This window comes from Pseudomonas sp. H26/SER47-MNA-CIBAN-0231, assembly GCF_040310465.1.
Lineage (GTDB): Bacteria > Pseudomonadota > Gammaproteobacteria > Pseudomonadales > Pseudomonadaceae > Aquipseudomonas > Aquipseudomonas atacamensis.
In genome coordinates, this window is sequence record NZ_JBEOPW010000006.1 from 320,805 (window position 1) to 347,140 (window position 26,336).

A 26,336-nucleotide genomic window follows, 5' to 3' on the forward strand; every position below is an offset into this window, starting at 1 on the left:
GTCTCTGGAATGGCTGGCGGTTTTTTCCATGCCTGGGCGTCGATTTTTACACCTGACGACGTAGTCCATGTCGGTGAAGGTAGCGAAGCGCGGTCACCGCCAACTACACTCGGTCATTCTTTGATACACGGAGGTTTGGTCATGCGGCGCGTGGTGTTCAATCAGAAAGGTGGCGTGGGCAAATCCAGCATCGCCTGCAATCTGGCGGCGGTCAGCGCCAGCGAGGGTTATCGCACGTTGTTGGTCGACCTCGATGCGCAGGCCAATTCCACTCAGTATCTGACCGGGCTCACCGGCGATGACATTCCGATGGGCATCGCCGATTTCTTCAAACAGACGCTGTCGTCCGGGCCATTTTCGAAAAAGAATCAGGCGGACATCTACGAAACCCCGTTCGACAACCTGCACATCATTACCGCCACCGCCGAGCTGGCTGACCTGCAGCCCAAGCTCGAGGCAAAACACAAGATCAACAAGCTGCGCAAGTTGCTCGACGAATTGTCCGAGGACTACGACCGAATCTATCTCGACACCCCGCCAGCACTGAATTTCTACGCGGTATCGGCGCTGATTGCTGCGGATCGGGTATTGATCCCCTTTGACTGCGACAGCTTTTCACGTCAGGCCCTGTACGGCCTGATCGCCGAGATCGAAGAGTTGAAGGATGACCACAACGAAGGGTTGGAAGTCGAAGGCATTGTGGTCAACCAGTTTCAGGCGCGGGCCAGCCTGCCGCAGCAGATGCTCGATGAGTTGATCGCCGAAGGCTTGCCGGTATTGCCGGTGTACCTGAGCAGTTCGGTGCGCATGCGCGAGTCACACCAGGCCAGCATGCCGCTGATCCACCTCGATCCACGGCACAAGCTGACCCAGCAGTTTGTGGAACTGCACAATCTGCTGGAAGACCACTGATTCCCCGACTCACACGCAAATCCTGTGGGAGCGAGCCTGCTCGCGAAGAGGCCGACACATTCAACATCGGCGCTGAATGATCGACCGCCTTCGCGAGCAGGCTCGCTCCCACAGGGGGCTCTGTGTTGGGTCAGATGCCTTGGCTACGCAGCCACGCCATCAACTGCGGCAATGGCAACGCACCGCTCTGGCGCGCCACTTCCCTGCCGTTTTTAAACAGAATCAGACTCGGAATCGAGCGAATCCCCAACTGCGCCGACAACTGCTGGTTCGCCTCGCTGTCGAGCTTGGCCAGCCGACACTTGCCCGCCAACTGTGCCGCAGCCTGTTCGAACACCGGCGCGAACGACTTGCACGGCCCGCACCAGTCCGCCCAGACATCCACCAGTAACGGCAGATCGCCCTTGATCTGACTGGCGTAATCGCCCTGCTTGAGTTCGAAGGGTTTGCTCAACAACACCGCAGACTTGCAGCGCCCGCATTTGGGCTGGTCAGCCAGGCGCTCGGCGGGGATGCGATTGAGGCCGTTGCAGGTGGGGCAGGGGATGAGGAGTGGGGTGGTCATGAGCGGAATCCAAAAGAGAGCTGATGACAGGTAGGTGGAGACGTTTGCTCATATTTTCAATCGTGCACCATTCGAGGTTAGACCTAGGCTGAGATTTACCGGACGCACCGTCGGTCTGTCTGCTTCTATCGCACATTGCGATAATCGCGCCCTTCGATTAACTTCCCATAGCAGAATGCGATAAGGATGTTGCATGCATGTGTTTAGCGAAAAACCCATCAGAGAGGCCAAGGAAAAATGGCCACAATCCGCGAGCGCACTGGCGCAGTGGTTTCGACTGGCAAAAAGAAGCTGTCCCAAGGACTTCTCGGCGATGAAATCGATATTTCCTGCGATCGACAAGGTGGGCCAGTTTCATGTCTTTGACCTGGGCGGCAACAAGCTGCGACTGATAGCTTTCGTCAGTTATCGATCACAGAGGTTGTACATAAAATATGTTCTGGATCATCGCGAATATGATCGGGGCAAATGGAAGGAAGGGAAGGTATGAGCATTTTGATCAAGACAGTGGCCGAGCACTGGGAATATGTCGCTCCGCTGGTTCGAAAGCCGAAGAGCGAAGAGGATTATGACGCCTTGGTGCGGGCGGTCGATGAAATACTCGAACTAACCGGGGAAGATGAGTCGCATCCATTGATGAGCCTTTTGGACATCATCGGTGACTGGATCGAGGAATGGGATCGCACCCATCATCCGATGGCTGAAGCGAGCGGTGAAGAAGTGCTCGGCTATATGATGCGCGAACACGGCCTCACTCAGAGCGACCTTCCTGGCGTGGGTACTCAATCCGTCGTGTCAGAAATTTTGAGCGGGAAACGAAAGCTCAACCTGCGCCAGATCCGCTGGCTCGCTGAACGTTTCAATGTACCGATCGAAGTGTTTATCTGAGTCGACTCACGACGAACAACTGATCTCCAAATGCTTGCCCCACTCTGGCGGTCGCTCGGCGTAATTTTCCATCCCCGGCTGCTCATCGAACGGTTTGCTCAGCACCGCATGCAGCCGGCGCACCTCGGAATAATCGCCTTGCTCAGCCGCATCGATGGCTTTTTGCGCAAGGTAATTGCGCAGGATGTACAGCGGATTGACCGCATGCATCCGTGCGCGGCGTTGTGCCTGATCGGCATTGCCGTCGCGGCCGACCCGGGCGACGTAGCGTTCGCCCCAGGCATCGAAACCTTTGATATCGACAAAATCGTCGCGCAGGCGGGCGATGGCCTGTTCGGCTGACTCTTCACCGAGGCGGCGGAAGAACAGCGTGTAGTCGACGCCGCTGTTCTGCATCAGTTGCAGCAGGTTTTCCAGCAGTTGCTGGTCCTCCTCCTCGGCGGTGGTGAAGCCGAAGCGACGGCGCATCAGGTCGAGGTAGTGCGCCTGGAACAGCGGCAGGTACAAGCCGAGGGTTTCGCGCAGGGCTTCGACGCTGATGAATGGCGTCAGTGCCTGGGCGAGGGCGCTGAGGTTCCACTGCCCCACCGGCACCTGATTGCTGAACGAGTAGCGGCCCTGATCATCGGAGTGATTGCAGATGAAATTTGCGTCGAAATCGTCGAGGAAGGCAAACGGGCCGAAGTCGAAGGTGATGCCGAGGATCGACATGTTGTCGGTGTTCATCACGCCGTGGCAGAAGCCATAAGCCTGCCACTTGGCGATCAGCTCGGCGTTGCGCTCGACGATCTCGCAGAACATCGCCAGATACGGTTCCGGTTGTTCGAGGCATTCGGGGAAATGCATCGCCAGCACATGTTCACCAAGCTGTTTCTGCTGCTCGGGGCGCTTGGTGTAGTAGAAATATTCGAAGTGGCCGAAGCGGATGTGGCTTGGCGCCAGACGCAGCACCATCGCCGCGCGTTCCTGCTTTTCCCGCCATACCGGCGTGTCGGAGCCGATCACGCAGGCGGCCCGCGAAGACGGGATGTTCAGCGCGTACAGCGCTTCGGAAGCGAGGAATTCGCGAATCGACGAGCGCAGCACCGCGCGGCCATCGCCCATGCGCGAAAACGGCGTCTGCCCGGCGCCCTTGAGGTGCAGGTCCCAGTGCTCACCAGCGTTGTTGTACACCTCGCCCAGCAGCAGGCCGCGCCCGTCACCCAGTTGCGGGGTATAACCGCCGAACTGATGCCCGGAATACACCATCGCCCGTGGCTCGGCGTCGGCCCACAGCTTGTGGCCGCCAAACAGTTGCGCGAATTCTTCGGTTTCGGCGCTGGCCGCATCGAGATCGAGCAAGGCCAGAGCGGCCGGGCTGGCGACCACCAGACGCGGGTTGTCGATCGGCTCGGGCAGCACGTGCGCAGAGAACGCGTCGCCCAGGCGGGCAAAGCGGTTGTCGAAAGTCAGTTCGTCGAGGGCTTTCACGGGCCGGCTCCAGCAGAATGTCCGAGCATTCTGCTGGGACCATGTCGGTTAGTCGAGTTTGCTCGGTGGCGGTTCCGGCAACGGTTTCTGCCCGTCGACGACCGGCACGATGGTTTTGTTCTCCGGCTCCACAGGCACCATCTTGTATTCCTGACCGTGAAGGTTCTTCAGGTAAACCTCCATCTGCCGGAACGAGATGTTGATGTGCTGCTTCTTGAACTCGCGATTGATGAAGCGGTTGACCTCATCCAGCACCGGGTTGCGGTCACCGAGATCGCGCACATGCATGCGCAGTTCGTGGTCAAGGGTGCTTTCGCCGAAGTTGAGGAAGTACACGTGTGGCTCCGGTTCTTTGAGCACACGCGGGTTCTCCCGGGCCGCTTTGAGCAGCAGTTCCTTGACCAGATCCAGATCCGAGCCGTAATCGACGCCCAGTTTCAACGTGACGCGGGTGATGGTGTCGGTCAGCGACCAGTTGATCAGTTGCCCGGTGATGAATGTCTTGTTCGGGACAATGATGTCCTTGCGGTCAAAATCCGTGATGGTCGTGGCGCGGATGCGGATCTTGCTCACCGTACCCGAGAGGTTGCCGATGGTGATGGTGTCGCCGATTCGCACCGGGCGTTCGAAGAGGATCATGATGCCGGAGATGAAGTTGGCGAAGATCTCCTGCATACCGAAACCGAGGCCCACCGACAGCGCCGCCACCAGCCATTGCAACTTGTCCCAACTGACGCCGAGGGTCGACAGGGTGGTGACAAAACCAACGCCGGCAATCACGTAGGACAGCAGCGTCGTTGTCGCATAAGCGCTGCCCTGGGCCAGGTTGAGCTTGGACAGTACGAACACTTCGAGCAGACCGGGCAAGTTGCGCGCCAGCGCGAAGGTGATGCCGATGATGATCAGCGCGCCGAGCATGTCGCCGATGCTGATCGGCACCATGCTCATGTTGGCGCCGGTGCCGCTGGTGTATTCGTAGAGGGTGATGTTGTCCAGATACGAGAACACCGAAATCAGGTCCGACCAGACCCAGTACAGCGCCGCGATGAAGCCGCCGAGCAGGGCCAGACGAATCAGGCGCAGGGACTGCTCGTTGACCTTTTCGATGTCCAGGGTCGGCTCTTCGATCACCGCTTCGCCGTCGCCGGCCTCTTTCGCCGCCTGCCGCTTGGCCAGCGCGCGCTGGTAAGCCAGACGCCGCGCGGCAACGCTCAGGCCCCGCACAAAGGTGGCCTCGATCACCAGCCAGAACATCAGCAGGTACAGGGTGTTGATCAAGCGATCGCTGAGTTTCAGCGCGGTGTAGTAGTAGCCGAAGCACACCGCGACAAACAGGGCGATCGGCAGCAGGGTGAACATCACTCCGACGGCTTTGCGGAACAGCGAGGCATTCTGGTGCGTCGGGCTGCTGATCAGCAGGCGACTGAGCAGCCACGCCATCAAGGCGTAGCAGGTCAGCACCACCGGCATGCCGAGCACGTCATCAGCCAGCGCCGCTGGTTGCAACTCGGCGACGGCCACCACGGCGACCAGCGCCATTACTACCAGGCCGAGTCGACGCACCCAGCCCTGAAGGAACTCGACCTGCGGTTTTTCCCAGCGGAAGTGCAATTCCGCCACGCCACCCGGCGCGAGGATCCGGTACGCGGTGTAGAACACCAGCCAGGCCTGGCCCATCTGCAACAGCGCCGCGCCCATGTTGGCGTTCTGCCCGCGCGCGTCGATCTGCAAGGCCAGACCGCACAGCGCCAGACCCAGCGCCACCGGCATCGCCAACAGGATGTTGATCAGAATCGCCTGCGGCGTGTGCCACTGGCTGTCGCGCTTGAAGTGGCCGATGTCCTGGTGAACCTTGTTGAGTCGTCCGTACAGCGCCTTGCGTCGCCACAACAGGGCGCCGATCAGCAGCGCCAATGGCAGGAACAGCAGCGGGCGCTGGGTCAGGCCGTCAGCCAGTTCGCTCAGGCTCGACGCCCACGGCAGGGTGTTGACCTGTCGCTCGAGACGCTCGGGCACACCGCGCATCCATTCCACGTCCAGCGGTTTGTTGCTGGGGATCCAGAACATCTGTTCGTCGAGGGTCGCGCGCAGGCTTTGCGCGGTGCTCAGCAATTGTTTCTGGTTGAGCTGCAGGGTGATCGATTCGTTGAGCATCGCGCTCAACTCGCGGTTCAGCCGCTCGAGCAGATCAGCGCGGGTGTTGGCCAGATCGAGCAGGCTTTTGCGCAACTGCGGGGTGACCTGCTCCGGCGGCTGCGTGGCCAGCAAATTGTCGACGTAGGTCGCCGGATTGCTCAGCAGCTCCCGCTGTTGGCTGACATCGAACTGATACAGGCGAATATCGGCAATCTGGTCGGCGAGGTCGCGGTCGACCTTCAAGTGCGGCAGCGCCTGCTTCTGTTTGTAGAGGATTTTCGACAGCAGCAGGCTGCCCTTGAGCACGTTGATTTGCTCGTCCAGCGCCGAATCGCTCTGGGTCAGGGTGTCGAGTTGCTGTTTGGTCTGCAGGTTCTGCTGCGTGACTTCGTTGAGACGGTCGGTGCTCTTGAGCAAATAGTCGGAAAGCTTGAGGTTAGTCGCGCTCTCGCTCGCCAGCAGGCTGCTGCCGCCGGCCTTCTGCGCTTCGATCGATTGCTGGGTGACGGTTTCCTGCGACTGCGCCAGACGTTTCTGGTTGATCAGGGTTTGCAGTTCCTGGATCTCGCGGTCGAGGCGATCGGATTTCTCCGAAAGCAAGTCGTGCTGGGCATTGCCGAGATCCTGCAACTGGGTGTTGCCGGCCAGTTCCTGGCGGCGCAGCGGAATCAGCGCATTGAGTGCGGCCAGTTCGGCGTTCAACTGGTCGCGCTGTTCGGCGGTGACCGTTTTGCCGGTGTCCTTGCCGGATTTGAGGATGGTGTTGATCTGCTGGATGCGCGTCTGGCTGGCGGAAATTTCCGCCTGCGCACGCTCGGGGCGAGTCTGTGCGGTGATGATCAGGCTGTTGGCTTCGGCCAGGGCTTTTTGCAGATCGCTCTGCTGGGTCGAGCGATCGGTAAGGATCTGCTCCAGTTGCTGAATCGACTCCTTAGGAAAACGCTGCGCGACCGGCACCGGTGCGGTGGCCTTGAGGCGGCTCAGTTCGCGGGTATTTTCAATCGTCTGCTTCGGCGCGTTGGCCAGCTGACGCTTGAGATCGATCAGTTTCTGCTCGTAATCACGCTGGTTGTTCAGCTGATTGAGGGTGTTCTGCAGCACGGTCTGCAGGGTCTTCTTGTCGGCGTCCGGCAGTTTGCTGTCGGCCAGCTTGTCGAGGCTGGCCTGCACGGCATCGCTGGACGGTGGTTCGGCAGCATGCAGCGGGCCGACGACAAGACTGAGGCCCAGCAGGGCCGCGGCGAAAAAGGAGCGCAGGGTAGGCATAGAGACCGGTCAAGCAAGTGAGAGTGGGAGCAGTTTAGAGGAAGAGTCCGGGGCCCGGGCGACTTCCTTCGGGGAATCTGACGCCCACTTTGCCGATCTTGTTCCCGTCCATGACCGCCACCGTCCAGTGGGTGTTGTTCCACTCCACCTGGTCGCCGACGATGGGAGCACCCCCGACTTTTTGCGCAATGAACGCACCCAGGGTCATGTCCGGATCGATGCCTTCGGCCGGCAAGCCATACAGCGCTGCAACCGCTTTAAGCTGGGCGTCTCCTTCGAGCACGAAGTCGCCGAAGAAACGCAGATCGAGGCCGCGTTGCGGTGCCTGGCTGAACAGTTTGCCGAGGGCCGGCAAGTTGTGTTCATGGCCAATAACACACAGCAAATCATCGACTTCCAGCACCGTACTACCCGACGGATGGAGCAGTTGCTGGCCACGAAACAGCGCCGCGATGCGTGTGCCTTCGGGCATTTTCAACTCACGCAGGGGCGAACCGATGCACCATTTCTCCGCGCCGAGCTTGTAAACGAACAGTTCCCACTCGCTGGTGACGTGCACTTCCAGTGCCGCCCGGGAAATCGGCGCGGGTTCTGGCGGCACCGTCACCTTGAGCAATTTGGCCACCCACGGCAGGCTTGTGCCCTGCACCAGCAGCGACACCAACACGATGAAGAACGCCAGATTGAAATACAGCTGCGCTTGCGGCAGCCCGGCCATCAGCGGGAACACCGCGAGAATGATCGGCACCGCGCCGCGCAGGCCGACCCAGGAAATAAAGGCTTTTTCACGACCGTGGAAGGCCTTGAACGGCAGCAGGCCGACCATCACCGACAGCGGCCGCGCGAACAGAATCATCCACAGCGCCAGACCGAGGGCGGGCAGGGCGATCGGCAGCAGATCGTGGGGCGTGACCAGCAGGCCCAGCACCAGGAACATGCCGATCTGCGCCAGCCAGGCCATGCCGTCGAGCATGTGCAGAATGCCGTGGCGGCTGCGCACCGGGCGGTTGCCGATCACCAGACCGCACAGATAGACAGCGAGGAAGCCGCTGCCATGCAAGGCGTTGGTCAGCGCGAACACCACCAGACCGCCAGCGATTATCAGGATCGGATAGAGTCCAGCGGCGAGATTGATGCGATTGACCAGTTGCAGCATCACCCAGCCGCCGCCCAGACCGATCACGCCACCGATGCCGAACTCGCGGATCAGGTGGGTCAGCAGGCTCCAGTGCAGGCCGGTTTCGCCGCTGGCGAGCATGTCGATCAGGGTCACGGTGAGAAACACCGCCATCGGGTCGTTGCTGCCGGATTCGATTTCCAGACTGGCGCTGACCCGTTCGTTGAGGCCTTTACCGCCGAGCAGCGAGAACACCGCAGCGGCGTCGGTCGAACCGACGATGGCGCCGATCAGCAGGCCCTGAATCAGATTGAGGTCGAACAGCCACGCAGCGGCCATGCCGGTCAGCCCGGTGGTGATCAACACCCCGACCGTGGCCAGCGACAGCGCCGGCCACAAGGCCACGCGGAAACTCGACACCCGCGTACGCAAGCCGCCGTCGAGCAGGATCACTGCCAGGGCGAGGTTGCCGACCAGATAGGCCGTCGGGTAGTTATCGAAAATGATCCCGCCACCATCGACCCCGGCAGCCATGCCGACCGCGAGAATGATGACCAGAATCGGAATGCCGAGACGTGAAGAAAGAGAACTGACAAGAATGCTTGCGCCTACCAGCAACGCGCCGATCAAGAACAGGCTGTTGATGGTCGTCGCATTCAAAGGCAGTACTCCAGAAGCGTAAAGACGAGGCACAAACTGACCATGCAGTCTGCGTGCCAGCGATTCTAACCTGTTGAAATGTGATGCTGTCAAAAAGCTTTTCTGCAGAATCACCCTGGAAATGCGGCGAGTGATGACTGTGGCGAGGGGATTCATCCCCGTTCGGCGGCGCAGCCGTCGTAAAACCGCTGTACGCGGATCCTTAAAGGGAACCGCATACGCTGCTTTTGGGGCGGCTTCGCCACCCAACGGGGATAAATCCCCTCGCCACAGGGGAAGCTCCAGCGAGGTGTGTTACAGGCTGAACCGCCCAACCATGTTGTTCAGATCCAGCGCCAACCGCGACAGCTCATTGCTTGCTGCGCTGGTCTGATTGGCGCCGGTCGCCGACTGCACCGACAGATCGCGGATGTTGACCAGATTGCGATCGACTTCCCGCGCCACCTGCGCCTGCTCTTCGGCGGCGCTGGCGATGACCAGGTTGCGCTCGTTGATTTCGACGATGGCGCTGTTGATGGTGTCCAGCGACATCCCGGCGCCACGGGCGATGTTCAGCGTCGATTCGGCGCGCTCGGTGCTGTTGCGCATCGAATCCACGGCGTGTTCGGTGCCGCTCTGGATGCTGCCGATCATGCGTTCGATTTCGCTGGTCGACTGCTGGGTGCGATGGGCCAGAGCGCGCACTTCGTCCGCCACCACGGCAAAACCACGACCGGCCTCACCGGCACGGGCCGCTTCGATTGCTGCGTTCAATGCCAGCAGGTTGGTCTGGTCGGCGAGGCCACGAATCACGTCGAGCACCTTGCCGATGTCGCGGGACTCATTGGCCAGGTCGCCGATCAGCGACGCGGTGCTCTGCACATTGGCGCTCATGCGTTCGATGGCGCTGACGGTTTCCTGCACCAGATCACGACCGTCGCCCGCCGAAGTGGTGGCGTTTTTCGAGGCTTCCGAAGTGCTGACCGCGTTGCGCGCGACCTCTTCGACAGCGCTGGTCATCTCATTGACCGCAGTGGCGGCCTGCTCGATTTCGTTGTTCTGCTGGGTCAGGCCGCGAGCACTTTCATCGGTGACGCTGTTCAGCTCTTCCGCAGCGGACGCAAGCTGCGTGGCCGAACCGGAGATGCGCTGCAGGGTGTCGCGCAGCTTCGATTGCATCTTCGCCATGGCCGCCAGCAGGCGCCCGGCTTCATCTTCGCCATCGACATGGATCGGCTGGGTGAGGTTGCCTTCGGCGATGGTTTCCGCCGCCTCGAGTGCCTTGGAAATCGGCTTGGTAATGCTCACGGTCAGCAACCAGGCGAACAGCAGGGTCAGGCCGCTGGCGATCACCAGCAGGGTCACCACCAGATTGAACGACAGCGAGTACTGATCCTTCGCGCCCTGATCAGTCTCGGCGATCTGCTGGGTGTTGATCTCCAGCAAGCGCGCCAGCGCGGTATTCACCGCTTCCGAATTGCTCAGCAAATCGCTGTTGAGCATCTGCCGCAACTCGTCGATCTGATTGTTGCGCGACAGGGTTTTCATGCGCTCTTCGAGCTGACGGTACTGCGCCAGCAATTGCACGTACTGATCGTACGCCGCACGTTCTTCAGACCCGGAGATCAGTGGCTCGTAGGCGCGTTGCGCATCGGCGATCTGGCGGTTGCGCATGTCGAACAGTTCGATGGTTTTCTGCTGCACGTCGGGCTCGCGGTTGATCAGCAAACGGTAGGACAGCACGCGCAGGCGCAGGGTCAGCTGGGTGAATTCGTCCAGAGCCTTGATCGACGGCACGCTGGCGGTAGCGATGTCTTCGCCGGCCGCGCGGATCTTGCTCATCTGGTTCAGCGCAAACACGCCGAGGATCAACATCAGGCCGCCGATCAGGGCGAAGCCGGTGAACGCCCGTGGGGCGATATTCATATTGCGAAGGGACATGGGCGGATACCGAAAAGGGCCGCATCCATGCGGGCTGAGACTGCTGTATGGGTGACTTATCGGTCATACGACTAAAGTCTTGAGGTGGTGTGCGTATTTGTCGCAGACAGGCTTGAGCGACGAAGTGCAGGAACCAGATCGATCAATCACAGTCTTTTAAACTCGCGAGAAGCTTCGCCACCCAGGAAAATCAAGGCCTTGCGCCGGTTTAACCCTGGCATCCGTGGTGACTTTTCTTTATCGTACGCGCCCTTTGAAAAACGCTTGGAAGATCAAAATGTTGGAAGCATCCCTCAGCCAATTGGAACAGCTCGTCAGCGACCTGGTGCAACAGAACCAGACCTTGCTGCAGACCAACCAGACCCTGTCCACGGAACTGGCCCAGGCCAAGGATGAAAACGAAAACCTGCAGCTGAACCTGATGGAGCAGGAAGAAAAACACGGCGCCACCGCCGCGCGCATTCAGGCGCTGGTTGATCGCGTCAATGCCGGTCCTGTCAGCGCATGAACCACGGCACAGCAGGGGTAAAAGTCATCTCCATTCTCGGCGAGGACTATTCGATCAAGGCACCGGCCGGGGAAGAACAGACCCTGCTGGACGCGGCGATGATGCTCAAGGCAGCGCTGGAAGACACCAAGCGCAAATACCCGACGCTGATCGGCGATCGTTTGCTGGTGCTGGCGGCGATGAATCTGTGCTCGCAGCAGATAGAAATGAAGAAGCAGCACAAAGCAGAACTCGAGCGTTATCAAGAGCAAGTCAGCGCCACGGTCGAGACCATTGCCAAGACCATCAGTCAGGGCTGATGAGGTTGCGCACAACCAGGGAATAGATTGTCGGTTGGTTTGTATACAATCGGCACGGCTGTTGCAGTGTTTCGGCCACTTATTCCTTGGGGGTGCTCCATGCAGTGGTGGCGACGCAGTATTCAGTGGCAGTTGATTCTCGGCATGGGCACGGCCCTGCTGATCAGCATCGTGATTGTGGTTGGCATTTATACCCTGGTGGTCAACCGCCTCGCCCAGAGCTATCTGGTCGAACAAGCGCTGCCGTCGAGCATCGAAGCGACGCGCAACGATATCGAACGCATCCTCGTGCAACCGCTCACCGCCGCCAAGGACATCGCCAGCAACACCATGGTGCGTGACTGGCTGGCGACAGGCGAGGACAGCAGCAAAACTGCGCTCTTCGCCCAGTATCTGGAAGGCATCCGCGCCGAACACAAGGCCTTCACTGCGCTGATCATCGGCACCGAATCCAATCACTACATCACCGAAAAAGGCCTGGACCGCACCCTCAGTCGCGCGAAACCGGCCGACGCCTGGTTCTATTCCTTTCTCGACAGCAATCAGCCGCGCACCCTGAATATCGACAACGACGGCGCCACCGGCGAGCTGGCCTTGTTCATCGATCTGAAGGTCGAGCAGGCCGGCAAAGTCGTCGGTGTCGCCGGGCTCGGGCTGAGCATGAAAGAGCTGTCGGAGCTGATCCACAATTTCAGTTTCGGTGAACGCGGCAAGGTCTATCTCGTGCGTTCCGACGGTCTGATTCAGGTCCATCCTGAGGCGCAGTTCAGCGGTAAACGCACCTTGACCGAGCAGATCGGTGCCAATGCGGCGCAAGCGCTGATGGGGCACAAGGATGCAGTCAACAGCAGCTTCCAGCGCGACGGTGAAGACTTCCTCGCCTTCAGCCTGCCGCTGCGCGATCTCGGCTGGACGCTGGTGGCCGAAGTGCCGCAGTCGCAGATCTACGCCGAAGCACGGAAAGCGATGTGGATGAGTGGCGGCATCGGTCTGGTGGTGGCGTTGGTCTGCTTGGCGTTGGTGGTGTGGCTGGCGCAGGGGCTGGTGCGACCGATTCGACAAGTAACACGGGCGCTGGTGGCCATCGGTAGCGGTGGTGGAGATTTGACTCACCGGTTAGATTCCAGCCGTGCCGATGAGCTGGGCGACCTCGCGCGCGGCTTCAACCGTTTCCTCGATAGCCAGCGCGCGATGATCGGCGAAGTGCTGACCACCAGCGAGCGCCTGCGCACGGCCGTAGGGCAAGTGGCGACGGTGGTGGACAACACCGCCGAGCGTTCCGGCCGGCAGCAGGAAATGACCGACATGGTAGCCACCGCCGTCCACGAAATGGGCCTGACCGTGCAGGAGATCGCGCAAAGTGCCGGCAACGCCGCGCTTGCCTCGCAAACCGCGCGCGATGAGGCGTTGCAGGCACGGGAAGTGGTCGGTGGCTCGATCCGTCATATCGAAAGCATGTCCGATGAGATCGGCTTAGCGGCGGGCGCAGTGGGTGAGCTGGCGCAGCAAGTGGCGTCGATCGATTCGGTGCTGGCGGTGATTCGTGGCGTTTCCGAACAGACCAATCTGCTCGCACTCAACGCCGCCATCGAAGCTGCCCGCGCCGGCGATATGGGCCGTGGCTTCGCGGTGGTCGCCGATGAAGTGCGCACCCTCGCGCGCAGGACCCAGGCCTCGACCGACGAAATTCAACTGATGATCGGCAGCCTCAAGCAAGGCGCGGAAAACGCCGTGTCATCGATGCGCACCGGCCAGGCCGCGACCGGCACCGGGGTTGAATCGAGCCAGCGTACCGGCGCGTCGCTGACGGCGATCACCGGTCAGGTCGAGCGCATCAGCGATATGAACCATCAGGTGGCGACGGCAACCGAAGAGCAGTCGGCGGTGACTGAAGAGATCAACCGCAACGTGCAGGGGATTTCCGATCTGGCACGGGCGACGGCGGGGGAGGTCAGGGCTTGTCGCGAAGACTGCCAGATGTTGCAGAAGCTGGCGGATGATCTGGCGCGGCAGATGGGTGGGTTCAAGTTGAGTTGAAGCTGTATCGCCTGAGCTGACGCCTTCGCGAGCAGGCTCGCTCCCACATTGGATTCGGCGTGTTCACGCGTCCTGTGAACATCACCTGTCCTGTGGGAGCGAGCCTGCTCGCGAATGGTTTCAGTCGCTAAACAACTTGCAGATCAGAACCACACCTCCCGCATCCCCAGACACGTATCATCCCGCGCCTCCAGCAAGTCCAGCTCATGCTGGCAACCCGGCACTTCCCATGTCAGGAAATACCGCGCCGCCTGCAACTTGCCCTTATAGAAGTCGACATCCGCCGAATTGCCTTTGGCCAGGCCTTCCTCGGCGCGGATCGCCTGCTCCAGCCAGCGCCAGCCGATCACTGCGTGACCGAACACTTTCAGGTACAGCGCCGAGTTCGCCAGGCTGCTGTTGACCTTGCCTTGGGCCAGATCGGTGAGCAGGCCGATGGTCACGGTTTGCAGGCGGCCAACGAGTGTTTCCAGCGGTTCGCGCAGTGCATCCAGCGAGTCGTACGCAGTGGCACGTTCGGCCGTGTTGGCGATCAATCGAATCAGCTGCTTGAGACCGGCGCCACCGTTCTGCGCCAGTTTGCGCCCGAGCAAATCCAGCGACTGGATGCCGTGGGTGCCTTCGTGGATCGGATTCAAGCGGTTGTCACGGTAGTACTGCTCCACCGGGTATTCGCGGGTGTAGCCGTGGCCGCCAAGAATCTGGATCGCCAGTTCGTTGGCTTTGAGGCAGAACTCCGAAGGCCAGGATTTGACGATCGGCGTCAGCAGGTCCAACAGCTCATGAGCCTGTTTGCGTTCGGCTTCGGTTTCCAGCGTGGTGGTGTCATCGAACAAACGCGCGGCATACAGGCCGAGGTCAAATGCACCTTCGACGTAGGATTTCTGCGTCAGCAACATGCGTCTGACGTCCGCGTGCTGAATGATCGCCACCGGCGCCGTGGTCGGATCCTTGCTGTCCGGCACCCGGCCCTGCGGCCGCTCACGCGCATATTCCAATGAGTACAGGTAACCCGCATAACCGAGCATCACCGCGCCCATGCCGACGCCGATTCGTGCTTCGTTCATCATCTGGAACATGTAGCTCAAACCATGGTGCGGTTTGCCTACCAGATAGCCGACGCACTCGCCGTTATCGCCGAAGTTAAGCGCCGTCGATGTGGTGCCGCGCCAGCCCATCTTGTGGAACAAGCCGGCGAGCAGCACGTCGTTGCGCTGGCCGAGGCTGCCGTCGTCGTTGACCAGAAACTTCGGCACGATAAACAGCGAAATACCTTTCACCCCCGGTGGGGCGTCGGGCAGTTTGGCCAGAACCATGTGCACGATGTTTTCCGACAGCGGATGGTCGCCACCGGAAATGAAAATCTTGTTGCCCTTCAGGCGATAGGTGCCGTCGGATGCAGGCTCGGCGCGGGTACGAATATCCGACAGTGACGAACCGGCATGCGGCTCGGTCAGGGCCATGGTGCCGAAGAAGCGTCCGTCGATCATCGGTTGCAGGAAGCGCTGTTTCTGCTCTTCGCTGCCGAAGCTCTCGATCAGATTGGCCGCGCCCATGGTCAGGAACGGGTACGAGGTCGACGCTGCGTTGGCGGACTGAAAGTGCGCGAAGCAGGCTTGCGACAGCAGGGTCGGCAATTGCATGCCGCCGGCCTCGAAGCTGCGTGCGGCGTTGAGGAAGCCGGCCTCGAGAAAGGCATCCACCGCCGGTTTCACTTCGGGAATCAGAATGGCCTGGCCATCTTCATAGCGCGGCTCGTTTTCATCGCCCTTGCGGTTGTGCGGGGCGAAATACTTTTCGGCGATGTTGCGCGCGGTGCCGATTGCGGCGTCGAAGGTCTCGCGATTGTGCTCGGCAAAGCGCTCGCGCCGGGTCAGGCCCTCGGCATCGAGGACTTCGTACAGCTCGAAAGCCAGATTGCGGGAACTGAGCAGCGTCTCGGACATGGCGGCTTACCTGGAAATTGGGTTGGGCCGAGTCTAGGCGTGCTGATAAAGACTGAACAGGATGATTGATAAGCGTGATGTTGGAGCCGCGCGCGGACTTAACAAGCGCCGAAAACAACTGTGGGAGCTGGCTTGCCAGCGATGGCGGCAGTTCAGTCAACATTGATGGTTGACTGAAAAATCGCTATCGCTGGCAAGCCAGCTCCCACAGGGATTGTTGCTATGCCGGACACCTATGCAGGTGCCCGGTTTATCGGGTTTAACCGATCGTCATCAAGCTGGCATTACCCCCCGCCGCAGCGGTGTTGACGCTCAATGCCCGTTCGATCACCAGACGCTCCAGGGCAATGTTGGTCTCGCCCTGGGACAGGCCCTGAACGCCAACGATTGCACCGCCACGCTGGGCGATCTGCTGGCAGACGCCGCGCAACTGGTCGGAGTGGCCGTGATGCAGCACGGCATCGAACACCACTTCGTCCTTGTTCCAGTCGGCAACGCGTTTGATCCGCGCCTGCACTTCCTTCGGCAGACGGGCGAACAACGACTTGGTCAGCTCGGTTTCCGGCCACACCGCCGAACCGCCCACCGCCAGCACCGCCGCCAGTTGCGTCAGCAGATCACCTTCAACTTCCGCCAGGCACAGCACGTGCTCGCGCGGCAGGATCGCGTAGCTGTTTTTCTCGCCGGTGGGACCTGCCAGCACCCGGGTGATGCCGCTCTGCGATTGCGCTGCGTATTGCACGCACAGGGTGCTCAGGTCGGCGAACTTGTTGTTGTCGGCCCAGGCTTTCAGCGCGTTCAACGATTGGCTCATGGCATCGCGCAAACGCACGTCCGGGGCGCTGATGGCATCACCGCGGGCGAAGGATTGTTCGATGGCGTCGGCAGGACGCGTCGACAGCAGGCGGTACAGATACAGCGGGCCGCCGGCTTTCGGGCCAGTACCCGACAGGCCTTCGCCGCCGAATGGCTGCACGCCGACCACGGCACCGACGATGTTGCGGTTGACGTAGACGTTACCGGCGTTGACGTTGTCGATCACCTTGGCGATGGTCTCGTCGATGCGCGTGTGCACGCCCAGCGTCAGGCCATAACCGGAGGCATTGATCTGGCCGATCAGTTGATCCAGCTCTTTGCGCTTGTAGCGCACCACGTGCAGCACCGGGCCGAAGATTTCGCGTTGCAGTTCGTCGAAGCTTTCCAGCTCGATCAGGGTCGGCATGACGAAGGTGCCGCGCTTGACCTCTTCACTTTCGGCAATCGCAACCTGGTAAACATTGCGACCTTTGTCGCGCATGCCCTGGATGTGCTTGTCGATGCCCGCCTTGGCTTCGGCGTCGATCACCGGGCCGATGTCCACGGACAGACGCTCCGGGTTGCCGAGACGGCTTTCGGCCATGGCACCTTTGAGCATTTCGATGACGCGATCGGCGGAATCTTCCTGCAGGCACAGTACCCGCAGCGCCGAGCAGCGCTGACCGGCACTGTCGAAGGCCGACGACACCACGTCGATCACCACTTGTTCAGTCAACGCCGAGGAATCGACGATCATCGCGTTCTGGCCACCGGTTTCGGCGATCAGCGGAATCGGACGGCCCTGGCTGTCGAGACGGCCAGCGATATTGCGTTGCAGCAAGCGCGCGACTTCGGTGGAACCAGTGAACATCACGCCTTTGACGCGTTCGTCACCGACCAGACCGGCGCCGACGGTTTCACCACGGCCCGGCAGCAGTTGCAGCACGCCTTCCGGGATGCCGGCTTCGAGCATCAGGCGCACAGCCTGAGCCGCTACCAGCGGAGTCTGCTCGGCCGGTTTGGCCAGTACCGGGTTGCCTGCGGCCAGAGCGGCAGCGACTTGACCACTGAAAATTGCCAGCGGGAAGTTCCACGGGCTGATGCACACCACCGGACCGAGTGGGCGGTGGGCGTCGTTGCTGAAATCGTTGCGCGCCTGCACTGCGTAATAACGCAGGAAATCGACGGCTTCGCGGACTTCGGCGATGGCGTTGGCGTAGGTCTTGCCGGCTTCGCGAGCCAGCAGGCCCATCAGCGGCTGGATCTCGCCTTCCATCAAGTCAGCGGCACGTTCCAGAATTGCCGCACGTTCGGCCGGCGGGGTGGCCTGCCAGATCGGCGCGGCGTTCAGCGCGCATTGAATGGCGTTGTCGACGTCTTCGACGGTCGCTTCTTGGACGTGACCGACCACATCGCGGTGATCGGACGGGTTCAGCACCGCGACCGGCGTTTCGTTGCTGGAGGCGCAACCGAGCATCGGCGCGGCTTTCCAGTCATTGTGCGCGGTGGCGAGCAGGGCGCAGGACAGCGAGGCCAGGCGATGTTCGTTGGCCATGTCGATGCCGCTGGAGTTGGCGCGCTCGGCACCGTACAGATCACGCGGCAGCGGAATGCGCGGGTGCGGCAGGCCGAAACCGCCTTCCACGGTGGCCATCTGCTCGATCTGTGCCACCGGATCGGCCACCAGTTCCTGAATCGAAATCGACTGGTCGGCGATGCGGTTGACGAACGAAGTGTTCGCGCCGTTTTCCAGCAAGCGACGTACGAGGTAAGCCAGCAGGGTTTCGTGAGTGCCGACCGGTGCGTACACGCGGCACGGACGGTTCAGCTTGCCCTCGGAAACCTTGCCGACAACCTGTTCGTAGAGCGGTTCGCCCATGCCGTGCAGGCACTGGAACTCGTACTGGCCCGGGTAATAGTTCTGACCGGCGATGTGGTAGATCGCCGACAGGGTGTGGGCGTTGTGCGTGGCGAATTGCGGGTAGATGACTTCCGGCACCGACAGCAGTTTGCGTGCGCAAGCAATGTAGGAAACGTCGGTGTACACCTTGCGGGTGTAGACCGGATAGCCTTCCAGACCCTCGACCTGGGCGCGTTTGATTTCGCTGTCCCAGTACGCGCCTTTCACCAGGCGGATCATCAGGCGATGACGGCTGCGGCGAGCCAGATCAATCACGTAGTCGATCACGTACGGGCAACGCTTCTGGTAAGCCTGGATAACGAAACCGATGCCGTTCCAGCCAGTCAGTTGCGGCTCGAAGCACAGACGCTCAAGCAGATCCAGCGACAGCTCGAGGCGGTCGGCTTCTTCGGCGTCGATGTTCAGGCCGATGTCGTATTGCTTGGCCAGCAGGGTCAGCGACAGCAGACGCGGGTACAGCTCGTCCATCACCCGCTCGTACTGCGCACGGCTGTAACGCGGGTGCAGTGCCGAGAGCTTGATGGAAATGCCCGGGCCTTCATAAATCCCACGGCCGTGGGACGCTTTGCCGATCGAGTGGATCGCCTGTTCGTACGAGGCCAGGTATTTCTGCGCGTCGACTTCGGTGAGTGCCGCTTCACCGAGCATGTCGTAGGAATAGCGGAAGCCTTTGGCTTCGAACTTGCTCGCATTGGCCAGCGCTTCGGCGATGGTTTCGCCGGTAACGAACTGCTCGCCCATCAGGCGCATGGCCATGTCGACGCCCTTGCGGATCATCGGCTCGCCGCTCTTGCCGATGATGCGGCTCAGCGACGAAGTCAGGCCGGCTTCGTTGTGGGTGGAGACCAGTTTGCCAGTCAGCAGCAAGCCCCAGGTGGCGGCATTGACGAACAGCGAAGGGCTGTTGCCCAGGTGCGGATGCCAGTTGCCGGTGCTGATCTTGTCGCGGATCAGCGCATCGCGGGTGCCTTTGTCCGGGATGCGCAGCAGCGCTTCGGCCAGGCACATCAGCGCCACGCCTTCCTGGGACGAGAGGGAGAATTCCTGCAACAGACCTTGAACAATACCGGCACGACCGCCGGCACTTTTCTGGTTGCGCAGTTTTTCGGCGATGGTCGCGGCGAGTTTGTTGGTGGCTTCGGCCATCGGTGCCGGCAGGCGCGCCTGCTCGATCAGCATCGGCACCACTTCCGGCTCAGGGCGGCGGTAGGCGGCGGTGATCGAAGCACGCAGAACCGATTGCGGCAGGATGCTTTCAGCGAATTCGAGGAAGCATTGGTGAGCGTGATCGGTCTGCACTTCGCCTGCGTCATCGGCGTCTTTGGCGGTCAAACCGTTCAACTCGGTCAGGGTTGCACCACCCTCGAGTTTTTCCAGGTAATTGAAAATTGCCTGCTTGATCAGCCAGTGCGGCGTGCGATCAATCGAGGTTGCGGCAGCCTTCAGGCGCTCGCGGGTCGGGTCATCGAGTTTGACCCCAAGGGTGGTGGTAGCCATATTTTTATCCTCATGGTTGCCACAGTTGCGTGGCATCAGCTGGCCGCAAGATTAGCCGTGCGTTGAATGAGGTGCAACCGGGTGCAACCCTTTTTTTGCCGGAATAATACGCAGCTCGTCAGGAAATAATTTCTGGTACGAAAGTGCTGCTCCTGTTTGGTGCTTTTGCTTCTAGCAAAGAGCCATGACTGCCACAAAAGGGAGCAAAAACGGGGTGATCGTCGATTAATCCGACTGGGTGCAACTAATTCTCGCGAAACTGGTTGCACCTTATTTGCTTTGTTGCATAGCATTCGCCGCCAAGGTGCAACCGGGAATAACCCGGTGCATCGGCTGATGGCTTTCCTGGGGAAACATCAGTCTTAAATGCGCGGGATCCCGGATCGTCTGCCAAACGTCGTCGTTTGCGAGCGGTTCACCACCGCCGCTACATAAAAACAAAGCCAGGGCGTAACTCAATGAGCGTAAGCAATCCAAACCTGATCACGTTCGTGATCTACATCGCAGCAATGGTGCTGATCGGCTTGATGGCCTATCGCTCCACCAACAACCTTTCCGACTATATTCTCGGTGGTCGCAGCCTCGGCAGCGTCGTCACCGCGCTGTCTGCCGGTGCCTCCGACATGAGCGGCTGGTTGCTGATGGGCCTGCCGGGCGCCATCTACATGTCCGGTCTGTCCGAAAGCTGGATCGCCATCGGCCTGATCGTCGGTGCCTACCTGAACTGGCTGTTTGTCGCCGGCCGTCTGCGTGTGCAGACCGAGCACAACGGCGATGCCCTGACTCTGCCGGATTATTTTTCCAGCCGTTTCGAAGATAAAAGCGGCTTGCTGCGGATTATCTCGGCGATCGTGATTCTGGTGTTCTTTACCATCTACTGCGCTTCCGGCATCGTCGCTGGTGCCCGTCTGTTCGAAAGCACGTTCGGCATGACCTACGAAACGGCGCTGTGGGCCGGTGCTGCGGCGACGATTGCCTACACCTTCATCGGCGGTTTCCTCGCAGTGAGCTGGACCGACACCGTCCAAGCCACGCTGATGATCTTCGCGCTGATCCTTACGCCGATCATCGTCCTGCTGGCCACAGGCGGCGTTGACACCACGTTCCTCGCCATCGAAGCGCAAGATCCAAGCAACTTCGACATGCTCAAAGGCACCACCTTCATCGGCATCATCTCGCTGATGGGCTGGGGTCTGGGCTACTTCGGCCAGCCGCACATCCTCGCGCGTTTCATGGCGGCGGATTCGGTGAAGTCGATCGCCAAGGCGCGTCGCATTTCCATGGCCTGGATGATCCTGTGCCTGGGCGGCACAGTGGCAGTGGGCTTCTTCGGTATCGCTTACTTCTCGGCGCACCCGGAAGTGGCCGGTCCTGTGACCGAGAACCCGGAGCGCGTGTTCATCGAACTGGCGAAAATTCTCTTCAACCCATGGGTTGCCGGTGTACTGCTGTCGGCCATTCTGGCTGCGGTGATGAGCACCCTGAGCTGCCAGTTGCTGGTGTGCTCGAGCGCCCTGACCGAAGACTTTTATAAAGCCTTCCTGCGCAAGTCTGCTTCGCAACTGGAACTGGTCTGGGTCGGTCGTGCCATGGTGCTGCTGGTAGCCCTGATTGCTATCGCGCTGGCTGCCAACCCGGAAAACCGCGTACTGGGCCTGGTGTCCTACGCCTGGGCCGGTTTCGGTGCTGCATTCGGTCCGGTGGTGCTTATTTCGGTGGTCTGGAAAGACATGACCCGCAACGGCGCACTGGCCGGTATTCTGGTCGGCGCGATCACCGTGGTGGTCTGGAAGCATTTCGAACTGCTGGGTCTGTACGAAATCATTCCTGGCTTCATCTTCGCCAGCCTGGCCATCTACTTTGTCAGCAAGGCGGGTGAGCCGACTCGCGGCATGGTTGAGCGTTTCGAGGCAGCGGAAAAAGACTTCCATCTGAACAAGTGATGGACTGAGCTTCGGCTCACATGAAAACGGCCCGTTTCCTACAGGAAGCGGGCCGTTTTTTGTTGCCTGTAATTCTTCAACAACACAGGGTGGGTGGCAGGTTTGATTGAATTGTCTGTAGTCGAACGGCCGAATTAACAAGGTCCTTTCAGCAATCCACGTAGGGCAAATCTGAATTTCCCGTCACCTGCTCAGCACCCCTTGCCCCTCATGCAGAATCGCCCGCCCTCACACTGCAGAGAGACATCGGATGTTCGCGCCTGCCAATCAACCGCGTTTCACGTTGACACTCGAAGGCGCCCGGCATGACCTCAAAGTCCTTGAGTTCACGGGCAGGGAAGCCATCAGTCAACCCTTTCGCTTCGAGCTGGAACTGGTCAGCGAGCGGCCGGACCTGGAGCTGGAAAGCCTGCTGCATGGTCAGGCGTTTCTAAGTTTCGATGCTCAGGGTTGCGGTATTCATGGTCAGATTTATCAGGTCGGGCAGGGCGATTCCGGGAAACGTCTGACACGCTATCACCTCAGCCTTGTCCCGCGTCTGACGTATCTGGGGCATCGCATCAACCAGCGGATTTTTCAGCATCAGAGCGTGCCGCAGATAGTCACGCAGATCCTCAAGGATCATTCGATCCTGCGCGATGCCTTTGAATTTCGCCTGGGCAGCGAATACCCGGAGCGCGAGTACTGCGTGCAATACGCCGAAAGCGATCTGGCCTTTATCCAGCGCCTGTGTGCCGAAGTCGGCATTCATTACCACTTTCAGCACAGCCCCGAAGGCCATTTGCTGGTGTTCGGCGACGACCAGACTGTGTTCCCCAAGCTGCCCGAGCCGACGCTGTATTTGCCGGGCAGCGGCATGTCGGCTGGCGCGCCGGCGATTCAACGTTTTAACGTGCGCGTGGAAACCCGCACCAGCGTCGTTACCCGGCGCGACTACAACTTCGAAAAACCACGGCTGTCTCTGGAAAGTCGCAGTGACGGCGAGCAGCGTCCAGTGCTGGAGGACTACCTCTTTCCGGGCCAATTCAACGATCGCGAAACCGGCAGACACCTGACGCGCCGTGCGCTGGAACGGCACGTTGCCGATTACCGTCAGGCCGAGGGCAGCAGCGACGAGTCTTCATTGGTCTGCGGGCATTTTCTGCAACTCACCGAGCATCCGCGCAGCGACTGGAATGATCTGTGGTTGCTCACCTGTGTCGAGCATCGCGGCCGTCAGCCGCAGGTGCTTGAGGAATCGGTGACCAGCGATGGCGAATCCTTCCAGGGCTACCGCAATACTTTCGTCGCCACGCCGTGGGACGTGGTCTTTCGTCCGGCGCTGTGCCCGGAAAAACCGCGCATGTCGGGCTATCAACCTGCCGTGGTCACCGGCCCGAAAGACCTGGAAATCCATTGCGATGAATATGGCCGGGTCAAAGTGCAACTGGCCTGGGATCGTGATGGCGAACTCAACGAGCACTCCAGTTGCTGGCTGCGCGTCGCGACCGGTTGGGCTCACGATCACTATGGCAGCGTGTTGATTCCGCGAGTCGGCATGGAAGTGCTGGTCGGCTTTATTGATGGCGATGCCGACAAGCCGCTGGTCATGGGTTGCCTGCCGAATGCGGCAACCCCGGTGCCGCTGGATCTGCCGGCAGACAAGACCCGAAGCGTGTTCCGCAGCCAGAGCAGCCCCGGCGGTGGCGGTTATAACGAACTGCGCATCGAGGATAAAAAAGGCGCCGAGGAAATCTACCTGCGTGCCCAGCGCAACTGGACCCAGCATGTGCTCAATGACCAGCAGTTGCAGGTTGATAATCAGCGCAGTGTGGTGGTCACAGGGACTGCCCGCCATGAACTCAAGGCCGACGAACAGCGCATCACCCACGGCCAGCGCCAGACCGAAGTCAGGCAGGATGATCATTTGTCCGTGCTCGGCGACCGACAGGTTCGGGTAAACAGCCAGGCCACCAGCGCCTCGGCGCAGATCCATATCAGCGCAGGCCAGCAAGTGGTCATTGATGGCGGCGCGAGCGCGACGATTCAGGCCGGCGGACAGTGGATCAACATCGGCCCCGGCGGAATTTTCAGCAGCGTGCCGATTGTTGTGGGTGGCTCGCCAATGGCGGCAACGAGTGCGGCACCGGTGGTGCCGGGCTTGCCAGAGAAACTGGCCGCTGCGCCGGCGGCGGTTCTCACCGCGGCACAGATCATGAGTCTCAAAGGTGATGCACCTTTCTGCGAAGAGTGTGAGCGGTGCAAGGACGGTGTCTGTGCAGCCTGAACAAATGACGCCCGAACAATGGCTGGCACGGCAGCCGCTGCATGCGTCGGAACAACTGTTCGCCATTTTCAGTCGCGCCAGCGACGCCAATGCGTTCAAAGCCTGGCAGGGCACAGCGAATCCAGTCTGGGCCGAGACCATTTATGCCGAGTGGGACGCGGTGATGCCCTATGTGGGAATTGTCGCTGCGGACAGTGAGTTTTTACGTTGGGTGGCGGAAACAGAATCCCGGGATTGGGGATGGTTGGCGGTGTCTTCGGCGGATCTTGACGTGCTGGTCGAACATTTCCGCAGCCTGACTCAAGTACTGATGCCGGACGGTAAAGCGGTGTTTTTTCGCTTTTGGGATGGTCGATTTCTGCGGCCTCTTTTGCACTCTGACGAGGTCATTCCCGCGCAATTGCTGCCAGTCGTTTCACGAGTCTTGATCAATGGCCAGGCCATTGAAATCGGGGGTCGTGCGCTGGTTTCGGGGCGGGTCTTCCCGTGGTGGAGCGTGCCGCAATCGTTGTTGGCGCAGACTGATGCAAGCGTACGCATCGCCAATGCTTTGCAATGGCTGAGCGAGGAGCAACCGGCCGTGTTCGAGGCGTTTCCCGAGGCTGTTTTGCGCTGCAAGGTCGGGCAGTTTTTCAAATTATCGATGTCGGAAGATTCGTCACGATCGGCGCTTCTGGAGTTTTTGCTGGCAGAGACAGAGTGAAATTTCGGGGCAAACGCTTCGGACGTTTCCTTCGAATCGCGGCGGTTTTCATGAACTGGTGCGTGGTGGGTTGCAGGGATAGTCTTTTCATTGTCACCGCGAGAGTGGTGGCAGGGTGAAGGATTCCCGCATTCATGACGTTACAGTTCGTTGGCTTTTTGCGGCACTTGGTTCAAGTCCGTAAGATCGTTCGCGGTGGCTGTGCGTGGGGCACGCTTCGGCGTGGCCGAGGTCCATGATTGCTCGGTTCCTACTCCCGCGCACAGCTGCCACCCTAACCCGTAGGAAGGTGTGATGGCGGCTCACGTTTATCAATCATGGGACCCGGAAAATGACCAATATGCATACTGATTCACCCTACGAAAAAATCACTCCTCACCCCGACAACCGCTTCATGGCCCTCACCGGCAATTGCAGCGACATGCCCAGCCTGTTCGTCGACACCCACGTGCCCCTCGACATCCTCATGGACGCCGCCAACCATCGCATCCGCGCCGTGGTCCAGGTCCTGGAAAACATGTGCATGCGCGGCTCGATCGAATGCGACTCCGTGATCCTCAGCGACTTCGCCCTGCTGTGCGCCATCCCATTGCGCGATGGCTGTGATGTGCTCGATGTCATCGGCAGACGCTTGCGCAGCATGCCCGCCTGAAAAAGATCAACAGATCGTTAATAGATATCAACGCGTCGGTCGGAAATGTACGCATCCTGAGTTTTGATAAAAATGTTGAACGCCTCGGAGTTGTAGACATGCAGGCACCCAAGAAACACTACTTTTTCATTCGAGTATTTGCTGTTTGAAGGTGTCTGCTCGTAAGCCGCCAACACGTAGTTTCGGGTTTCTTTATAGGGATCGTGCAGCACCTGCAGCGTGTCTTCATTTTGCAGGATGGTATGCATGCCTTTGCCCATGAACGAATAGGCATTGGCGGACAGTGCAATGTCTTTTTCCAGCGCTGAGCGTTCGTTGAATGGCTTCAGGATGCAGTGGCTCAGCCCGTAGTTCTTTAGTGTCTGGCGTGCCTGTTCAATGTGGGTTTCGTCGGCAAGGGCGAGGTATGGACTAAGAAGGCTGAGTAAACAGATGATCAGATATCGCATGAGTTTTTGACTTCCTGTCGTTCATGGTTTGCCAGTTTAACGCTATAAAAGCAAAGCCCCTCACCCTAGCCCTCTCCCAGAGGGAGAGGGGACTGACCGAGTTGTCTGGGTGATGTACGCCGACCTGCGACTTCAGTGGTGAACTCGCTTGGCCAAGCCTGGATGGTGGTGTTCTTTCTGGGGACTGGTCGTGTGACGACTTGCGACTTGCGCGCTTATCTACGCTTGGCCAAGCCTGAGATCAAGTCGATCACTCAGGTCGATGTAACTCGCAAGATCACCACCGTCAGTCCCCTCTCCCTCCGGGAGTGTATGTACCGGGGACATGGTGGACACATGTTCGGAGACATGGTGGACGGTTTTAGATCTTCTTACCTGCCGTCACG

18 protein-coding genes and 2 pseudogenes are annotated in these 26,336 nt (G+C 60.0%); 11 read left to right on the forward strand and 9 right to left on the reverse strand.

The genetic code is table 11. The features are described from left to right. The first annotated feature begins 141 nt into the window (after positions 1-141). Positions 142-912 (forward strand): ParA family protein, encoded by a 771-nt coding sequence (locus AAEZ10_RS12720; RefSeq protein ID WP_024011296.1) that lies wholly within the window; start codon positions 142-144, stop codon positions 910-912. 130 nt (positions 913-1,042) lie between these two features. On the opposite strand, the gene trxC is transcribed toward AAEZ10_RS12720, so the two are convergent. Next, a complete protein-coding gene (gene trxC / locus AAEZ10_RS12725; RefSeq protein WP_024011297.1) occupies positions 1,043-1,477 on the reverse strand; it encodes a thioredoxin TrxC in 435 nt (144 codons plus the stop codon). 193 nt (positions 1,478-1,670) lie between these two features. On the opposite strand from trxC, the gene AAEZ10_RS12730 reads away from it, so the two are divergent. Continuing rightward, positions 1,671-1,967: a type II toxin-antitoxin system HigB family toxin gene (locus tag AAEZ10_RS12730; protein ID WP_071174172.1), complete on the forward strand. Its 297-nt coding sequence runs from the start codon at positions 1,671-1,673 to the stop codon at positions 1,965-1,967. Continuing rightward, positions 1,964-2,365, forward strand: coding sequence for a helix-turn-helix domain-containing protein (locus AAEZ10_RS12735; RefSeq protein WP_024011299.1), 402 nt, complete (start codon positions 1,964-1,966; stop codon positions 2,363-2,365). Before AAEZ10_RS12730 ends, AAEZ10_RS12735 begins: the two co-directional genes overlap by 4 nt. A gap of 6 nt (positions 2,366-2,371) precedes the next feature. On the opposite strand, the gene selO is transcribed toward AAEZ10_RS12735, so the two are convergent. The 5 genes and pseudogenes from selO to AAEZ10_RS27955 form a co-directional block, all read right to left on the reverse strand. Then, positions 2,372-3,835 (reverse strand): protein adenylyltransferase SelO, encoded by a 1,464-nt coding sequence (gene selO / locus AAEZ10_RS12740; RefSeq protein ID WP_350569442.1) that lies wholly within the window; start codon positions 3,833-3,835, stop codon positions 2,372-2,374. Positions 3,836-3,883: 48 nt separating this feature from the next. Next, complete coding sequence (mscK, locus tag AAEZ10_RS12745) at positions 3,884-7,237, reverse strand: mechanosensitive channel MscK (RefSeq protein WP_024011301.1); 3,354 nt, start codon at positions 7,235-7,237, stop codon at positions 3,884-3,886. Positions 7,238-7,271: 34 nt separating this feature from the next. After that, positions 7,272-9,014, reverse strand: a complete 1,743-nt coding sequence (locus AAEZ10_RS12750) for a potassium/proton antiporter (RefSeq protein WP_024011302.1) — start codon at positions 9,012-9,014, stop codon at positions 7,272-7,274. 294 nt (positions 9,015-9,308) lie between these two features. Continuing rightward, the gene (locus tag AAEZ10_RS27950) at positions 9,309-10,181 is read right to left on the reverse strand and encodes a methyl-accepting chemotaxis protein (RefSeq protein ID WP_502947691.1); all 873 of its coding nucleotides are present in this window, start codon (positions 10,179-10,181) and stop codon (positions 9,309-9,311) included. A gap of 30 nt (positions 10,182-10,211) precedes the next feature. After that, positions 10,212-10,934 (reverse strand): annotated as a pseudogene (locus AAEZ10_RS27955) (MCP four helix bundle domain-containing protein); the annotation flags it as partial. Positions 10,935-11,211: 277 nt separating this feature from the next. Between AAEZ10_RS27955 and AAEZ10_RS12760 the strand changes: the two are divergent. The 4 genes and pseudogenes from AAEZ10_RS12760 (at position 11,212) to AAEZ10_RS27965 (ending at position 13,778) form a co-directional block, all read left to right on the forward strand. Further along, positions 11,212-11,442 (forward strand): hypothetical protein, encoded by a 231-nt coding sequence (locus AAEZ10_RS12760; protein WP_016772015.1) that lies wholly within the window; start codon positions 11,212-11,214, stop codon positions 11,440-11,442. Next, the gene (locus AAEZ10_RS12765; protein WP_073471627.1) at positions 11,439-11,741 is read left to right on the forward strand and encodes a cell division protein ZapA; all 303 of its coding nucleotides are present in this window, start codon (positions 11,439-11,441) and stop codon (positions 11,739-11,741) included. The genes AAEZ10_RS12760 and AAEZ10_RS12765 overlap by 4 nt, the downstream gene beginning before the upstream one ends. Positions 11,742-11,885: 144 nt before the next feature. Beyond that, positions 11,886-12,911, forward strand: a pseudogene (locus AAEZ10_RS27960) (cache domain-containing protein); the annotation flags it as partial. 135 nt (positions 12,912-13,046) lie between these two features. Further along, the gene (locus AAEZ10_RS27965) at positions 13,047-13,778 is read left to right on the forward strand and encodes a methyl-accepting chemotaxis protein (RefSeq protein WP_502947692.1); all 732 of its coding nucleotides are present in this window, start codon (positions 13,047-13,049) and stop codon (positions 13,776-13,778) included. 143 nt (positions 13,779-13,921) lie between these two features. On the opposite strand, the gene AAEZ10_RS12775 is transcribed toward AAEZ10_RS27965, so the two are convergent. Then, the gene (locus AAEZ10_RS12775) at positions 13,922-15,724 is read right to left on the reverse strand and encodes an acyl-CoA dehydrogenase (protein WP_350569450.1); all 1,803 of its coding nucleotides are present in this window, start codon (positions 15,722-15,724) and stop codon (positions 13,922-13,924) included. Between the two features lie 259 nt (positions 15,725-15,983). Then, positions 15,984-19,937, reverse strand: a complete 3,954-nt coding sequence (gene putA / locus AAEZ10_RS12780) for a trifunctional transcriptional regulator/proline dehydrogenase/L-glutamate gamma-semialdehyde dehydrogenase (protein ID WP_350569451.1) — start codon at positions 19,935-19,937, stop codon at positions 15,984-15,986. Between the two features lie 458 nt (positions 19,938-20,395). Between putA and putP the strand changes: the two genes are divergently transcribed. The 4 genes from putP (at position 20,396) to AAEZ10_RS12800 (ending at position 25,501) form a co-directional block, all read left to right on the forward strand. Further along, a complete protein-coding gene (putP, locus tag AAEZ10_RS12785) occupies positions 20,396-21,880 on the forward strand; it encodes a sodium/proline symporter PutP (RefSeq protein ID WP_350569453.1) in 1,485 nt (494 codons plus the stop codon). Between the two features lie 250 nt (positions 21,881-22,130). After that, the gene (locus AAEZ10_RS12790) at positions 22,131-24,146 is read left to right on the forward strand and encodes a type VI secretion system Vgr family protein (protein WP_350569455.1); all 2,016 of its coding nucleotides are present in this window, start codon (positions 22,131-22,133) and stop codon (positions 24,144-24,146) included. A 4-nt stretch (positions 24,147-24,150) separates the two neighbouring features. Then, the gene (locus tag AAEZ10_RS12795; RefSeq protein WP_502947693.1) at positions 24,151-24,849 is read left to right on the forward strand and encodes a DUF4123 domain-containing protein; all 699 of its coding nucleotides are present in this window, start codon (positions 24,151-24,153) and stop codon (positions 24,847-24,849) included. A 331-nt stretch (positions 24,850-25,180) separates the two neighbouring features. After that, a complete protein-coding gene (locus AAEZ10_RS12800; protein WP_056787448.1) occupies positions 25,181-25,501 on the forward strand; it encodes a hypothetical protein in 321 nt (106 codons plus the stop codon). A 17-nt stretch (positions 25,502-25,518) separates the two neighbouring features. Here AAEZ10_RS12800 and AAEZ10_RS12805 read toward each other — a convergent pair whose 3' ends face one another. Next, positions 25,519-25,950: a T6SS amidase immunity protein Tai4 family protein gene (locus AAEZ10_RS12805; protein ID WP_122705078.1), complete on the reverse strand. Its 432-nt coding sequence runs from the start codon at positions 25,948-25,950 to the stop codon at positions 25,519-25,521. Between the last annotated feature and the right edge of the window lie 386 nt (positions 25,951-26,336).